The organism is Kitasatospora sp. NPDC048540, from assembly GCF_040651175.1.
Taxonomy (GTDB): Bacteria; Actinomycetota; Actinomycetes; order Streptomycetales; family Streptomycetaceae; genus Kitasatospora.
The window spans coordinates 229,121-242,080 of record NZ_JBEZIR010000001.1 but is presented as its reverse complement, the minus strand read 5'-3'; the positions used below and the strand labels follow the sequence as shown (position 1 = coordinate 242,080).

Below are 12,960 nucleotides of genomic sequence, written 5' to 3'. Positions count from 1 at the left end.
CGTCGTCGCCGTCCACGGGGCACAATGGTGCCTGCCCCAACGAACCGTCAGGAGCGTCCGTGCAGCTGTCCGTCGACCACGACTCCGCCGTCCCGCCGTACGAGCAGGTCCGGGCCCGGATCGCCGAGCTGGCCCGCGCCGGGGAGCTGCCGGTCGGTCTGAAGCTGCCCACCGTACGGGCCCTGGCCGAGCAGCTGGGCCTGGCCGCCAACACGGTGGCGCGCGCGTACCGGGAGCTGGAGTCGGACGGGGTGGTGGAGACGCACGGCCGGCGCGGCACCCTGATCGCCGCCGCCGGGGACACCGCGCACCGGCTGACGGCCGCCGCGGCCGCCGAGTACGCCCGGCACGCGCTGCGGCTCGGGGTCTCCGAGGAGGAGGCGCTGGCAGCGGCGACGGGCGCGCTCGCCCTGGTGTACGGGGAGCGCGCCCGGCAGCGGGCCTGACGGCGGCGTCACATCGGTGGCGTCCCGCCCGTGGCGTCACACCTGCGGGGTCAGGCCGCCCCAGCTCTGGGCCGGTCCGCCGTCGGGCGAGCCGGAGGTGGTGACCGGCTTGCCGAGGGCGCTGTGCTTGACCCAGTCGTCCCAGCTGACGTTCCAGTCACCGAAGCCGTTGCCGAACGGCTCCATCGGGTCGCCCAGGCTGTTGACCACCTGGACGATGTCACCCACCCGGGTGTTCTCGAAGAACCAGTGGGCGTTCTCGGTACTCATACCGGTACAGCCGTGGCTGACGTTGGCCACCCCCTGCGAGCCGACCGACCAGGGCGCGGCGTGCACGTACTCACCGCTCCACGTCACCCGGGTGGCCCACATGACCTGGAGGTCGTAGGACTCCGCGCTGCCGGCGGCTATGCCTATGCTCTCGCCGCTCATCCGGACCTGGGACTCCTGCCCCAGCACCACCTTGATGCCGTTGCGGGTGGAGAAGCCCGGCTTGCCGGTGGTCACGGGGAGGGTCTTCACCAGTTCTCCGTTGCGTTTGAAGGTCATCTGGTGGCTGCCGGCGTCGACCAGGGCCTCGACCCGGTCGCCGGTGCGCAGGCTGAGGCTGCTGGGGTCGCCGCCGTACAGGCCGTCCGCGATCCGCACACCGGCCGCGTCGAAGGTCAGCTGGACCTTGGCGTTGGCGGGCCAGTACTCCTGCGGACGGAAGTGCAGGTTCTGGTCGTCCACCCAGTACCAGCCGCCGGTGGCGGCGGGCTCGGAGCGGACGGTGAGGCTGCGCTCGATCTCCTGGCGCGCCGCCGGGTCCTTGACCGGGGCGGAGAGCTTCACGGTGAGCGGCTGGCCGACGCCGTAGATGCCGCTGCCGGAGGAGTCCGGGCCCAGCTGGGCGGTGAGCAGGTTCTGCGCCGTCAGGGTGGTGAAGGCGGTGGTGGTCAGGCCCCGGCCGCCCCGGCCGTTGTCGGCCGCCACCTGGACGGCGTAGTGGGTGCCGGCCCTGAGCCGGCCGGTGGTCTGCCAGCTGGCCTGGTCGTCGGCCAGCTTCCCGGCGACCTGCTTGCCGTCGGGCCCGGTCACGGTGACGTCGGTGAGCCGGCTGCCCGGCTCCGCGGTGACCGTGTACGGCTTGGACGGGTCGACATTGGTGTCGGCCGTGGCGTGGATCAGGGGGGCGGCGTCCACCGTCGAGAAGGTGGTGGTGTCCTTGGTTCCGCCTGCTGACGAACAGGCCGCGACCGGCACCAGGAGCAGTATCGCGGCGGCGGCGGTCCGCCCGTTCGTGTGTCTCCGACTGCGGCCCATTGCGGCCTCCGAGCTCTTGAGACGATTACTCGGAGCGTAGGAAGCACCCGGAAGGACGGCACCCCGGCGCCGGGCCCGTTGCCCCACCCGGGTGACGGGGTGCAAGGGGGGAAAGGGGCGGCGAACGGGCCGGGGAGGGGCCGGAGAAGGGCCCGGGAGAGCGCCGGGAAAGAGCACGGGCCGGACACCCCCGAAGGGATGCCCGGCCCGGGCCGGAGCGGGAGGACCTACTGGTTCTGGTTCTCGCCCCGGTAGAACTCGAAGACCCAGCCGTACAGGCCGATCAGGATGACCGGGATCGACCAGTAGAGCAGCCACCAGCCGAAGATCACGCCCAGGAAGGCCAGCGCACCGCCGACCGCCAGGGAGAGCGGCTGCCAGCTGTGCGGGGCGAAGAAGCCCACGTCACCGGCGTCGTCGGCGACCTCGGCCTCCGGGTTGTCACCCGGGCCCGCGTCCACCCGCTTGGCCGTGAAGGCCAGGTAGTAGCCGATGAAGGCGCACAGCGAGAAGGCCAGGAACAGCGCGGTGGTACCGGCCGGCTCCTTGGACCACAGACCGTACGTGATGGCCATCGCCAGGATGAAGACGGCGAAGCCGATGAAGATCTTGCCCTGCTCCTTCATCAGGCGTCACCCTCCTTCTTGCCCTTGCCCAGCGGGGGGCGGTCGTACTGCGCGGGGGTCACGCCGGCGAAGTGCTTGGCGTGCTCGCCGTGGTTCTCCAGGTAGTCCAGCGCGGCGATCTCCGGGTAGTGGAGGTCGAACGCCGGGGATTCGGAGCGGATCCGCGGCAGGGTGAGGAAGTTGTGCCGCGGCGGCGGGCAGGAGGTCGCCCACTCCAGCGAGCGGCCGTAGCCCCACGGGTCGTCCACGTCGACCTTCTCGCCGTACTTGGCGGTCTTCCAGACGTTGTAGAGGAACGGCAGGATCGACAGGCCGAGCAGGAACGAGCCGATGGTGGAGACGGTGTTCAGGGTGGTGAAGCCGTCCGAGGCCAGGTAGTCGGCGTAGCGGCGGGGCATGCCCTCTGCGCCGAGCCAGTGCTGGACCAGGAAGGTGGCGTGGAAGCCGATGAACAGCGTCCAGAAGCAGATCTTGCCGAGCGTCTCGTCCAGCATCTTGCCGGTCATCTTCGGCCACCAGAAGTGGAAGCCGGCGAACATCGCGAAGACGACGGTGCCGAAGACCACGTAGTGGAAGTGGGCGACGACGAAGTACGAGTCCGAGACGTGGAAGTCGATCGGCGGGGAGGCGAGCAGCACACCGGTCAGACCACCGAAGAGGAAGGTGACCAGGAAGCCGACCGTCCAGAGCATCGGGGTCTCGAAGCTCAGCGAGCCCTTCCACATGGTGCCGACCCAGTTGAAGAACTTCACACCGGTCGGGACCGCGATCAGGAAGGTCATGAAGGAGAAGAACGGCAGCAGCACCTGGCCGGTGACGTACATGTGGTGGGCCCACACCGTCACGGACAGACCGGCGATCGCGATGGTGGCCGCGATCAGGCCGGAGTAGCCGAACATCGGCTTGCGGCTGAAGACCGGGATGATCTCCGACACGATGCCGAAGAACGGCAGCGCGATGATGTACACCTCGGGGTGGCCGAAGAACCAGAACAGGTGCTGCCAGAGCATCGCCCCGCCGTTGGCCGGGTCGAAGACGTGTGCTCCGAACTTCCGATCCGCCTCCAGCGCGAAGAGCGCGGCGGCGAGGACCGGGAAGGCCAGCAGGACCAGCACGGCGGTCAGCAGGACGTTCCAGACGAAGATCGACATCCGGAACATCGTCATGCCGGGCGCGCGCATGCAGATGATCGTGGTGATGAAGTTGACCGCACCGAGGATGGTGCCGAAGCCGGAGAAGGCCAGACCCATGATCCACATGTCGGCGCCGATGCCCGGGGAGCGGACGGCGTCGGACAGCGGGGAGTAGGCGAACCAGCCGAAGTCGGCGGCACCCTGCGGGGTGATGAAGCCGGCCACCGCGATGATCGAGCCGAACAGGTAGAGCCAGTAGGCGAACATGTTCAGCCGCGGGAACGCGACGTCGGGGGCGCCGATCTGGAGCGGCATGATCCAGTTCGCGAAGCCCGCGAAGAGCGGGGTGGCGAACATCAGCAGCATGATCGTGCCGTGCATGGTGAACGCCTGGTTGAACTGCTCGTTCGACAGGATCTGCGTCCCGGGACGGGCGAGCTCGGCGCGCATGACCAGGGCGAGGATGCCACCGATCAGGAAGAACGCGAACGACGTACCCAGGTACATCGTGCCGATCGTCTTGTGGTCAGTGGTGGTGAGCCACTTGATGATGGTGGAACCCGGCTTGCGGGTGCGCGTGGCACCGCCGGCCGTGACGGCCCCGGCGCCCCCGCCGGCCGCGGCGGGCTCGTTGAGGATGGTCACTCTGATTCACTTCCCAGGGTCGTGATGCCCGAGGGCACCGCGCCGGTCTGGCCCTTGGCCCGCAGCTCCTTGAGGTGCTGCTCGTACGCGTCGTGGGAGACGACCTTCACGTTGAAGAGCATCCGCGAGTGGTCGACGCCACACAGCTCGGCGCACTTGCCCCGGTAGGTGCCCTCGGCGGTCGGGGTGACCTCGAAGGCGTTGACCACGCCGGGCACGACGTCCTGCTTCATCAGGAAGTTGATCGGCCAGAAGTCGTGGATGACGTCCCGCGAGGTGAGGACGAACTTCACCGACTCGTTGACCGGCAGCCACAGCGTCGGCGGCTCCTGCGGGGTACCGACGTCGTACGCGGCGGTGGTGCTCGCCGGGTCCGGGTTCTCGGTGTTCTCGTAGTTGAACGCCCAGCTCCACTGGAAGCCCACCACGTTGACCGTGTGCTGGGGCTTGGCGGAGGTGGAGGTCAGCGTCGCCTCGTCGCGGGCGACGAAGTAGAAGAGCACCGAGACGATGACAAGGGGGACCGCGGTGTACAGCGCCTCGATGGGCACGTTGTACCGGGTCTGAGCCGGGATCTCCACCTTGGTGCGGCTGCGCCGGTGGAAGATCACGCTCCAGAGGATCAGACCCCACATCAGTGCGCCCACTGCCAGCGCCGCGATCCACGAGCCCTGCCACATGTGGAGGACCAGGGGTCCTTCCTCGGTGACGGGGGTGGGGAGGCCAAGCCTGGGGAGGTCGTTGGCCGAGCAGCCGGTGGCGGACGCGATGACGAGGCCCAGTGCCAGCGCCTGAGGCAGCTTCCGCCGCATCGTGCGCCGCGGCGAGCGGTCGGAGCCGTTGGGACTCACGTAGCGCCTTCCCGAAGTCTCGCCCGCGAACGCGCCACCCTGAGCTGGAGCCTTGGCTCCCCCGGCGGCCCGGCCACGGGCACGGTTTGAATGCTTATGCGGGCCAAACGCTACTGCATCCTTATGCGCCACTCACGAGCAGCCCCCGGTAACGCGCCGCCCGGCTACCCGATCAGGCCCCGAAGGGGTGGACCCGCAGGTCATCGCAGGCATCCGAGGGTTGCACACCCGATCGGGCGACGGCACTGCGACACACGGGTGACGGACCGTCGGACGGGGACGAACCAGGCAAAAGGGAAGCACCACCCCTGCGAAGCGGAGTGTCGCGCGCCGGTCCGCGCGCCGGGGCCGGGCGCCGTTGCCTGCCGCCGGGGCCGGGGGCCGGGGCCGCGGCCGGTCGGCGGCTGACCCGCCGTCAGCCGGGTCCGGCCGGCACGGGCGGTCCCCCGGGCCCGGGCCGGCTGAGGGATAGCGTGGGAGGCGTGTCCTATTTCGATGTCGCCTCCACCGCCCCGCTGCACCCCGTCGCCCGGCAGGCGCTGACCGCCGCACTGGACGAGGGCTGGGCCGACCCTGCGCGGCTGTACCGTTCCGGCCGGCAGGCCCGGATGCTGCTGGACGCCGCGCGGGAGACCGTCGCCGAGGTGCTGGGCGCGCGGGCGGACGAGATCTCCTTCACCGCGAGCGGGACCCAGGCCGTGCAGCTGGGGATGCTGGGCGCGCTGGCCGGCGGCCACCGCCGGGGCCGGCACCTGGTGCACTCCGCCGTCGAACACTCCGCCGTCCTGCACACCGCCGAGCAGCACGAGGCCGAGGGCGGAACGGTCGCCTCCGTGCCGGTCGACCGGCACGGCCGGGTCTCGGCTGGGGAGTTCGCCGCGGCGCTGCGGCCGGACACCGTGCTCGCCGTCCTGCAGTCCGCCAACCACGAGGTGGGCACCCAGCAGCCGGTCACCGAGACGGCCCGGCTGTGCGGCGAGGTCCCGCTGCTGGTGGACGCCGCGCAGAGCGTCGGCCGGCTGCCCGTACCGGAGGGCTGGTCGCTGCTGGCGGCGAGCGCGCACAAGTGGGGCGGCCCGGCCGGCGTCGGGGTGCTGGCCGTCCGCAAGGGCGTGCGGTACCGCTCGCCGCTGCCGGCCGACGAGCGGGAGCGCGGCCGGGTGCCCGGGTTCGTCAACGTCCCCGCCATCGTCGCGGCGGCCGCCTCGCTGCGGGCGGTCCGGGCCGAGGCCGAGCGGGAGAACCCCCGGCTGCACGGCCTGGTGGAGCGGATCCGCGCCCGCGTGCCGCAGCTGGTCCCCGAGATCGAGGTGGTCGGCGACCCGGTGCGGCGGCTGCCGCACCTGGTCACCTTCTCCTGCCTGTACGTGGACGGCGAGGTCCTGCTGACCGAGCTGGACCGAGCCGGCTTCGCGGTCTCCTCCGGCTCCTCGTGCACCTCCTCCACCCTGACGCCCAGCCACGTGCTGGCGGCGATGGGGGTGCTGACCGAGGGCAACGTCCGGGTCTCGCTCCCGTACGGGGTGGCGGAGGCGGACGTCGACCGCTTCCTCTCCCTGCTGCCGGACCTGGTCGCCGGGGTCCGCGCCCCCCTCGGGCTGGACCTCACACCCAGCGCCGCCCCGCCCCGAGCCGAAGGGCGCGCCGGTGTCGGAAGCGACGAGGGACCGGCGAACGAAGAGAGCGCCGGAGCGAGGAGTGCCGGCGCCGGACCGGAGCGGCCGGAGGCGAGCGGGCGAGTCACCCCGCCCCGAGCCGAAGGACGCGCCGGTGCCGGAAGCGACGAGGGACCAGCGAACGAAGAGAGCGCCGGAGCGAGGAGTGCCGGCACCGGACCGGAGCGGCCGGAGGCGAGCGGGCGAGTCACCCCGCAGCTGGTGATCGACGCGCTGGGGAAGAGGTGTCCGCTGCCCGTGATCGAGCTGGCGAAGCGGATCGGTGAGGTGCCGGCCCGCGGGACGGTGGCGGTGCTCGCCGACGACGAGGCGGCGCGGCTGGACATCCCGGCGTGGTGCGGGATGCGCGGGCAGGAGTACCTCGGCGAGGCCCCGGCCGCCGCGTACGGCGGCGACCGGGGCGTGGCCTATCTGGTGCGCAGGACCGGCTGAGCCCGGTCAGCCGAGCTTGGCGCGGATCTCGGCGGCGGCCTCGGCGCCGTACGCGGCCTCGAAGCGCTTGAGGAAGGAGCCGCGGCGCAGCTGGTACTCCTGGGTGCCGACGGTCTCGATGACCAGGGTGGCGAGCATGCAGCCGAGCTGGGCGGAGCGCTCCAGGCCGAGGTCCCAGGACAGGCCTGCCAGGAAGCCGGCCCGGAAGCCGTCGCCGACGCCGGTCGGGTCGGCCTTGCGGTCCTCGGCGGGGCAGCCGACGGTGATGTCGGGCTCGCCCTTGCGCTGGATCCGGACGCCCTTGGCGCCGAGCGTGGTGACCCGGGTGCCGACCCGGTTCAGGATCTCGTCCGCCGACCAGCCGGTCTTGGTCTCGATCAGCGCGGCCTCGTACTCGTTGGTGAAGAGGTACGCGGCGCCGTCGACGATCTCGCGGATGTCGTCGCCCTCCAGGCGGGCCAGCTGCTGGGAGGGGTCGGCGGCGAAGGCGTAGCCGCGGCTGCGGCACTCCTGGGTGTGCCGGACCATGCCCTGCGGGTCGTCCGCGCCGATCAGCACCAGGTCGAGGCCGCCGACCCGGTCAGCGATCGGCTTGAGCTCGATGTTGCGGGCCTCGGCCATGGCGCCGGTGTAGAAGGACGCGATCTGGTTGTGGTCCTGGTCGGTGGTGCACATGAAGCGGGCGGTGTGCCGGGTCTCCGAGATGTGCACCGACTGGGTGTCGACGCCGTTGCGCTCCAGCCAGCTGCGGTACTCGTCGAAGTCCGCGCCGGCCGCGCCGACCAGGATCGGGCGCAGGCCGAGGGCGCCCATGCCGAACGCGATGTTGGGGCCGACGCCGCCGCGCCGGATGTCGAGGGTGTCGACCAGGAAGGACAGCGACACGGTGTGCAGCTGCTCCGCGACCAGCTGGTCGGCGAAGCGACCGGGGAAGGTCGTCAGATGGTCGGTGGCGATCGAGCCGGCGACGGCGATACGCACGGAGTTCTCCTCGGGCGGATTGGGGCCGGAAGCGTTGGACGGGAACTCACCTACGGTACAGGGGTCCGCACGCCGGGCCGACCTTCCTCGTCCGTGTGCTACCCCGTGGTAGGCCTGGCCGGGCCGCCCGGGCGGGCCTAGGGTCGCAGACAGGGGCCCCGTGCGGGCCTCCCCGGGCCTGCGGCAGTCCGTCGCGGCCAAGGCGATCGGAGCGCTCACCGATGATGCCCAGCCACTCCCCCGTCCGCCCGTCGAAGGTGCTGCGCGCGGACTCCGATCCGGACAGTCTGGCCGCGCTGGTGCGCTCGTCACGGCGGCTCGGGCGGTTCTGGCCCCCGCTGGCGTCCGGGCCGGAGCCGGTCGCGGCTTCGCCGGCCGGGGTCGAGGTGCCGGCCGGGGCGCAGCGGCTGGTCGCCGGGATGCCGGACTACGGGGGCTGACCGGCCCCGTCCGGCGGGCCGGCCGGCCCGCCTGCCCACCCGCCGGGCGAGGGGAACCGGATTCCTCCGGGGCACGTCAAACCGGCGCGGCGCCGCGGAGGGCGCTGCGACCAGCCCTCGGGAGGAAGTCACAGCATGGACGACAGGACCGCAGCCGTACCGTTCCGGGCCGCCCGCAGGCGCGGCGCCGCCGCACTGGCCGCTCTGCTGCTGGGAGCCGGCGCGCTGACCGCGTGCGGGTCGGCCGGGTCGACCACCGCCTCGGACAGCTCCTCGGCGGGCGCGGCCTCCTCGGGGGCCGCCTCGCCGGGCGGGACCAGCCCGAGCGCGGCGGCCTCGCCGCCGGCCTCCGCGTCCGCCCCGGTGTCCACGCCGCCGGCCGACCCCACCGCCGAGCCGTCCGCGGCGAGCCCGACCGGCCCCGGCATCGCGGTCGGCGAGCACGACCCGACGGCGCCGAAGTACCCGGCGCTCGGCTACCGCATCGACGGCGCGAGCACGCTGGTGGTCTCGTTCTACGGCGGCACCTGCGACAAGTACGGCCTCAAGGCCGAGGAGGCCACGCCCGGTGTGATCCGGGTCCGGGTGGTGATCGCGCAGCCCGCGCCCAAGGGGCAGGCGTGCGCCGCCCTGGTCAAGGTGAACGAGGTGTCCGCCACGCTGGCGCAGCCGTTCCACGGCGAGGCCGTGCTCGACCTGGCCACCGGCGAGCAGGTCCAGCCGGGCGGGCAGCCGGCCGGTGGGCCGCGCTGACCTCGGGCGCGCGGCCGGTCATGCCGAGAGGGCGGCCCCGGGAGATCCCGGGGCCGCCCTCTCGGCAGTGCAGGGCTTAGCTGAACGAGTCGCCGCAGGCGCAGGAGCCGGTGGCGTTCGGGTTGTCGATGGTGAAGCCCTGCTTCTCGATGGTGTCGACGAAGTCGACCGTGGCGCCGCCCAGGTACGGGGCGCTCATCCGGTCGGTGACGACCTTCACACCGTTGAAGTCCTTGATGACGTCGCCGTCGAGCGAACGCTCATCGAAGAAGAGCTGGTAGCGGAGGCCCGAGCAACCGCCCGGCTGCACGGCGACCCGCAGCGCGAGGTCGTCGCGGCCCTCCTGGTCGAGGAGGCCCTTGACCTTGGCCGCCGCGGCATCGGTCAGCTGGATGCCACTCTCGACCTTGGTGGTCTCGTCCTGGACGGTCATGCTTACTCCCGGTCTTTGACGACTGTCTGCCGCCAGTGCCAACCAGCGGCCTCCCGGAATCATTTCCGGTCGGTGGTGCTTCCGGGGGACTTTTCGTCGCCCGCTCCCCCACACCCCCAATGCTCGCACACCCCGAGGGCTTGGTCACCGTACGATCTTGGCGAACCGGCCACGTCGGGGGCGCCGCGCGGCGAGGATGGCTGACGTGATCCTTCGTCAGCTCCGGGACGGTGCGGCGGACGCGCAGGCCGTCGACGACCTCGCCGGGGCCGCCTTCGGCCACCTGCACAGATCGCATCCGGCCCCGCCCGGCCGCCCGGCACCCGCCGTGCAGCGGCTCGCGCGCGTCCGGCACCTGGCGCGGACCGACCCGCGGGGCTGCTGGGTCGCCGAGCGGGACGGCGCGGTGCTGGGGGCGGCGCTGTCGCTGCGCCGCGAGGGTGTCTGGATCCTGGCGCTGTTCGCGGTGGCGCCCGAGGCCCAGGGGCAGGGGGTCGGGCGGCTGCTGCTGGAGCGGACGGCCGCGTACGGGCGGGGGTGTCTGCGCGGGATGCTGTGCGCCTCGCCCGCGCCGGCCGCGGCCGTGCACTACCGGCGGGCGGGTCTCACCCTGCACCCGGCGATGACGCTGTCGGGCACCGTGGACCGGGCCGGGCTGCTGGATCCCGGCGACATCCCGGTGCATCCGGGCAACGCCGGGCACCGGCACCTGCTGGACTCGGTGGACCGCCGGGTTCGCGGTGCCGCGCACGGGCCCGACCACGACTTCATGCTGGGCCACTACGACGAGCTGCTCATCGCGGACAGCCTGGCCGGCAGCGGGTACTGCTACCGGGACGGCGGCGCGGTGAAGCTGCTGGCCGCGACCTCGAAGCGGATCGCGGGCCGGCTGCTGCGCGAGGCGCTGGCCCGGGTGCCGGACGGGCGGCGGGCGCAGGTCGAGTTCCTGACCGCGGAGCAGGAGTGGGCGGTCGACATCGGTCTGGAGGTCGGCCTCACCCTGGGGACCCGCGGGTACGTGGCACTGCGCGGGATGCGGCCGCCGATGCCGTACATCCCGAGCGGCGGCTTCCTCTGAGGCCCGTGCCCGAGGGAGCCGCTGCCCGGCGGAGGGATCAGGCCATGGTGGCGAGGATCTCCTCGACCATCTCCATGGTGGTGCCGGGGTGCAGGAAGGCGAACCGGGCGACTGTCTCGCCGTCCCAGCCGGTCGGGGTGACGAAGCCGATCTGGTCCGCGAGCAGCTGCTGGGACCAGCGGTAGTAGTCGTCGTTGGTCCAGCCGGTGCGGCGGAAGCAGACCGCGGACAGCTGCGGGTCGTGCAGCAGTTCCAGGTGCTCGGTGTCGCGGATCACCTGCGCGGTGTCCCGGGCCAGCTGCAGGCCGGTCTCGATGGCGTCGGTGTACGCCTGGGTGCCGTGCACGGCCAGCGAGAACCAGAGCGGCAGGCCGCGGGCGCGCCGGGTGAGGTGGTAGGCGTAGTCGGTGGGGTTCCACTCGTCGCCCTCGGTGTGCAGGACGTCCAGGTACGAGGCGTCCTGGGTGTGCACGGCGCGGGCCAGCTGCGGGTTGCGGTAGATCAGCGCGGCGCAGTCGAACGGCGCGAACAGCCACTTGTGCGGGTCCACCACGAACGAGTCGGCGTGCTCGATGCCGTTGTAGCGCTCGCGGACCGAGGGGGCGAACAGGCCGGCGCCGCCGTACGCGCCGTCGACGTGGAACCACAGGCCGAGCTCGCGGGTGACCTCGGACAGGCCCTGCAGGTCGTCGACGATGCCTTCGTTGGTGGTGCCGGCGGTGCCGACGACCGCGATCACGGTCTCCGGGTTCGGGTCGGCGGCGAGCGCGGCCCGCAGGGCCTCGCCGGTGAAGCGGCGGTCGACGGTCGGGACCTTGAAGGCCTCCACGCCGATGATGTTGAAGGTGTTCTTGACCGAGGAGTGCACCTGGTCGGCGACGGCGATCCGCAGCCGGACCTCCGGGCCACTGGGTCGGCCCTCCCTGGCGAGCCGGCGGCGGGCGGTGTCGCGGGCGACCACCAGGGCGGAGAGGTTGCCGGCCGAGCCGCCGGAGACGAAGGTGCCGCCGGCCGTCTCGGGCAGTCCGGCCCGGTCGGCGATCAGGCGCAGCACCTGGTTCTCGGCGGCGATGGCGCCGGCCGCCTCCAGCCAGGAGATGCCCTGCAGGGAGGCGCAGGAGACCACCATGTCGAAGAGCAGGGCGGCCTTGGTGGGGGCGCAGGGGATGAAGGAGAGGTAGCGCGGGCTGTCGGCGGAGATGACCGCTCTGGACAGCTCGTGGTCGTACAGCTTGAGCACGTCGGCGGGGGCGTTGCCGCGCTCGTTCAGCAGGCCGGCCAGCTGGCTGCGCAGGTGCTCGCCGTCGCCGGGGTGGTCGAGCGGCACGGGGTCGTACTGCAGCCGCTCGCGCATGTAGTCGAAGACCAGGTCGACCAGCTGGTTGTCGGGCTGGTGCATGCGGTCGGGGGCTGCGGACACCGGGGTCCCTCTCAGTCGTTCTCGGGGCTCGACGGGACGGTCCCGGAGCGGGCGATTCCGGTGGCGGGTGGGGTTTCTGGGGCGCACCGGACGCTCCTCAGCCTAGGCAGCAGAAACGTTCCGGCGCGCGTCGGAAGCGGGCTGGGCAGGCAGGATTCGAGCGTGTTCCCGCCGCCGCACGCAGGATTCCTGCGCAGGCCGCGGCGAGGGCGCGCCGGGGTCAGCCGATCAGCCGGGAGAGCACCACCGAGCTGCGGCTGCGCTGCACCCCGGGCTCCTTGCGGATCCGCTCGATGACGGCCTCCAGGTGCCGGGTGTCCGCGGCCCGCAGGTGCACCAGGGCGTCCGGGTCGCCGGTGACCGTCCAGGCCGCCACCACCTCCGGGAACTGCCGCAGACTGGCCAGGATCTCCTCCGGCGCGGTGCGCTCGCGGCAGTAGACCTCGACGAAGGCCTCGGTCTGCCAGCCCAGCAGCGCGGGGTCGAGCACCACGGTGAACCCGCGCACCACACCGCGGGCGCGCAGCCGGTCGATCCGGCGCCGGACGGCGGTGGCGGAGAGGTTGGCGAGCAGCCCGATCTCCGCGTACGAGGCGCGGCCGTCCCGGCTGAGGTGTTCCAGCAGGAGCCGGTCGGTCTCGTCCAGTGCCGCCCCGCCCTGGTCTGCCGGTCGGTGGGTGGTCATCGGTGCGGGCTCCACTGGTGGTGCGGGTGAGGGCGGCGGGGGCGTCCCGGTGGACG

At 72.4% G+C, this 12,960-nt stretch carries 13 protein-coding genes; 5 read left to right on the top strand and 8 right to left on the bottom strand.

The features are described from left to right. Positions 1–59: 59 nt before the first annotated feature. Complete coding sequence (locus AB0D08_RS01285; protein ID WP_033822926.1) at positions 60–446, top strand: GntR family transcriptional regulator; 387 nt, start codon at positions 60–62, stop codon at positions 444–446. A gap of 36 nt (positions 447–482) precedes the next feature. Here AB0D08_RS01285 and AB0D08_RS01280 read toward each other — a convergent pair whose 3' ends face one another. The 4 genes from AB0D08_RS01280 to coxB form a co-directional block, all read right to left on the bottom strand. Next, positions 483–1,751 carry an Ig-like domain-containing protein gene (locus tag AB0D08_RS01280; protein WP_051813469.1) on the bottom strand — a complete coding sequence of 423 codons (1,269 nt, stop codon included), beginning with the start codon at positions 1,749–1,751 and terminating at the stop codon, positions 483–485. A 227-nt stretch (positions 1,752–1,978) separates the two neighbouring features. Further along, on the bottom strand, positions 1,979–2,377 hold the full coding sequence (locus AB0D08_RS01275; RefSeq protein ID WP_033822925.1) for a cytochrome c oxidase subunit 4: 399 nt from the start codon (positions 2,375–2,377) through the stop codon (positions 1,979–1,981). Next, on the bottom strand, positions 2,377–4,062 hold the full coding sequence (ctaD, locus tag AB0D08_RS01270; RefSeq protein WP_233289210.1) for a cytochrome c oxidase subunit I: 1,686 nt from the start codon (positions 4,060–4,062) through the stop codon (positions 2,377–2,379). The genes AB0D08_RS01275 and ctaD overlap by 1 nt, the downstream gene beginning before the upstream one ends. An 89-nt stretch (positions 4,063–4,151) precedes the next feature. After that, positions 4,152–5,006 carry a cytochrome c oxidase subunit II gene (gene coxB / locus AB0D08_RS01265; protein WP_033822923.1) on the bottom strand — a complete coding sequence of 285 codons (855 nt, stop codon included), beginning with the start codon at positions 5,004–5,006 and terminating at the stop codon, positions 4,152–4,154. Between the two features lie 482 nt (positions 5,007–5,488). Between coxB and AB0D08_RS01260 the strand changes: the two genes are divergently transcribed. Continuing rightward, positions 5,489–7,114: an aminotransferase class V-fold PLP-dependent enzyme gene (locus AB0D08_RS01260; RefSeq protein ID WP_359885886.1), complete on the top strand. Its 1,626-nt coding sequence runs from the start codon at positions 5,489–5,491 to the stop codon at positions 7,112–7,114. A 6-nt stretch (positions 7,115–7,120) separates the two neighbouring features. Here the strand turns inward: AB0D08_RS01260 and AB0D08_RS01255 are convergent, their stop codons facing one another. Next, positions 7,121–8,095 (bottom strand): carbohydrate kinase family protein, encoded by a 975-nt coding sequence (locus tag AB0D08_RS01255; protein ID WP_033821749.1) that lies wholly within the window; start codon positions 8,093–8,095, stop codon positions 7,121–7,123. 221 nt (positions 8,096–8,316) lie between these two features. On the opposite strand from AB0D08_RS01255, the gene AB0D08_RS01250 reads away from it, so the two are divergent. Both AB0D08_RS01250 and AB0D08_RS01245 read left to right on the top strand, forming a co-directional pair. After that, positions 8,317–8,535 carry a hypothetical protein gene (locus AB0D08_RS01250; protein WP_051812960.1) on the top strand — a complete coding sequence of 73 codons (219 nt, stop codon included), beginning with the start codon at positions 8,317–8,319 and terminating at the stop codon, positions 8,533–8,535. 135 nt (positions 8,536–8,670) lie between these two features. Beyond that, positions 8,671–9,288: a hypothetical protein gene (locus tag AB0D08_RS01245; protein ID WP_359885885.1), complete on the top strand. Its 618-nt coding sequence runs from the start codon at positions 8,671–8,673 to the stop codon at positions 9,286–9,288. Between the two features lie 76 nt (positions 9,289–9,364). On the opposite strand, the gene erpA is transcribed toward AB0D08_RS01245, so the two are convergent. Then, positions 9,365–9,721 carry an iron-sulfur cluster insertion protein ErpA gene (erpA, locus tag AB0D08_RS01240; protein ID WP_033821746.1) on the bottom strand — a complete coding sequence of 119 codons (357 nt, stop codon included), beginning with the start codon at positions 9,719–9,721 and terminating at the stop codon, positions 9,365–9,367. 205 nt (positions 9,722–9,926) lie between these two features. Between erpA and AB0D08_RS01235 the strand changes: the two genes are divergently transcribed. Next, on the top strand, positions 9,927–10,799 hold the full coding sequence (locus tag AB0D08_RS01235; RefSeq protein ID WP_033821745.1) for a GNAT family N-acetyltransferase: 873 nt from the start codon (positions 9,927–9,929) through the stop codon (positions 10,797–10,799). 37 nt (positions 10,800–10,836) lie between these two features. Here the strand turns inward: AB0D08_RS01235 and AB0D08_RS01230 are convergent, their stop codons facing one another. Both AB0D08_RS01230 and AB0D08_RS01225 read right to left on the bottom strand, forming a co-directional pair. Then, positions 10,837–12,219: a pyridoxal-dependent decarboxylase gene (locus tag AB0D08_RS01230; RefSeq protein WP_233289122.1), complete on the bottom strand. Its 1,383-nt coding sequence runs from the start codon at positions 12,217–12,219 to the stop codon at positions 10,837–10,839. A 220-nt stretch (positions 12,220–12,439) separates the two neighbouring features. Beyond that, complete coding sequence (locus AB0D08_RS01225; protein WP_051812956.1) at positions 12,440–12,904, bottom strand: Lrp/AsnC family transcriptional regulator; 465 nt, start codon at positions 12,902–12,904, stop codon at positions 12,440–12,442. Positions 12,905–12,960: the final 56 nt, after the last annotated feature.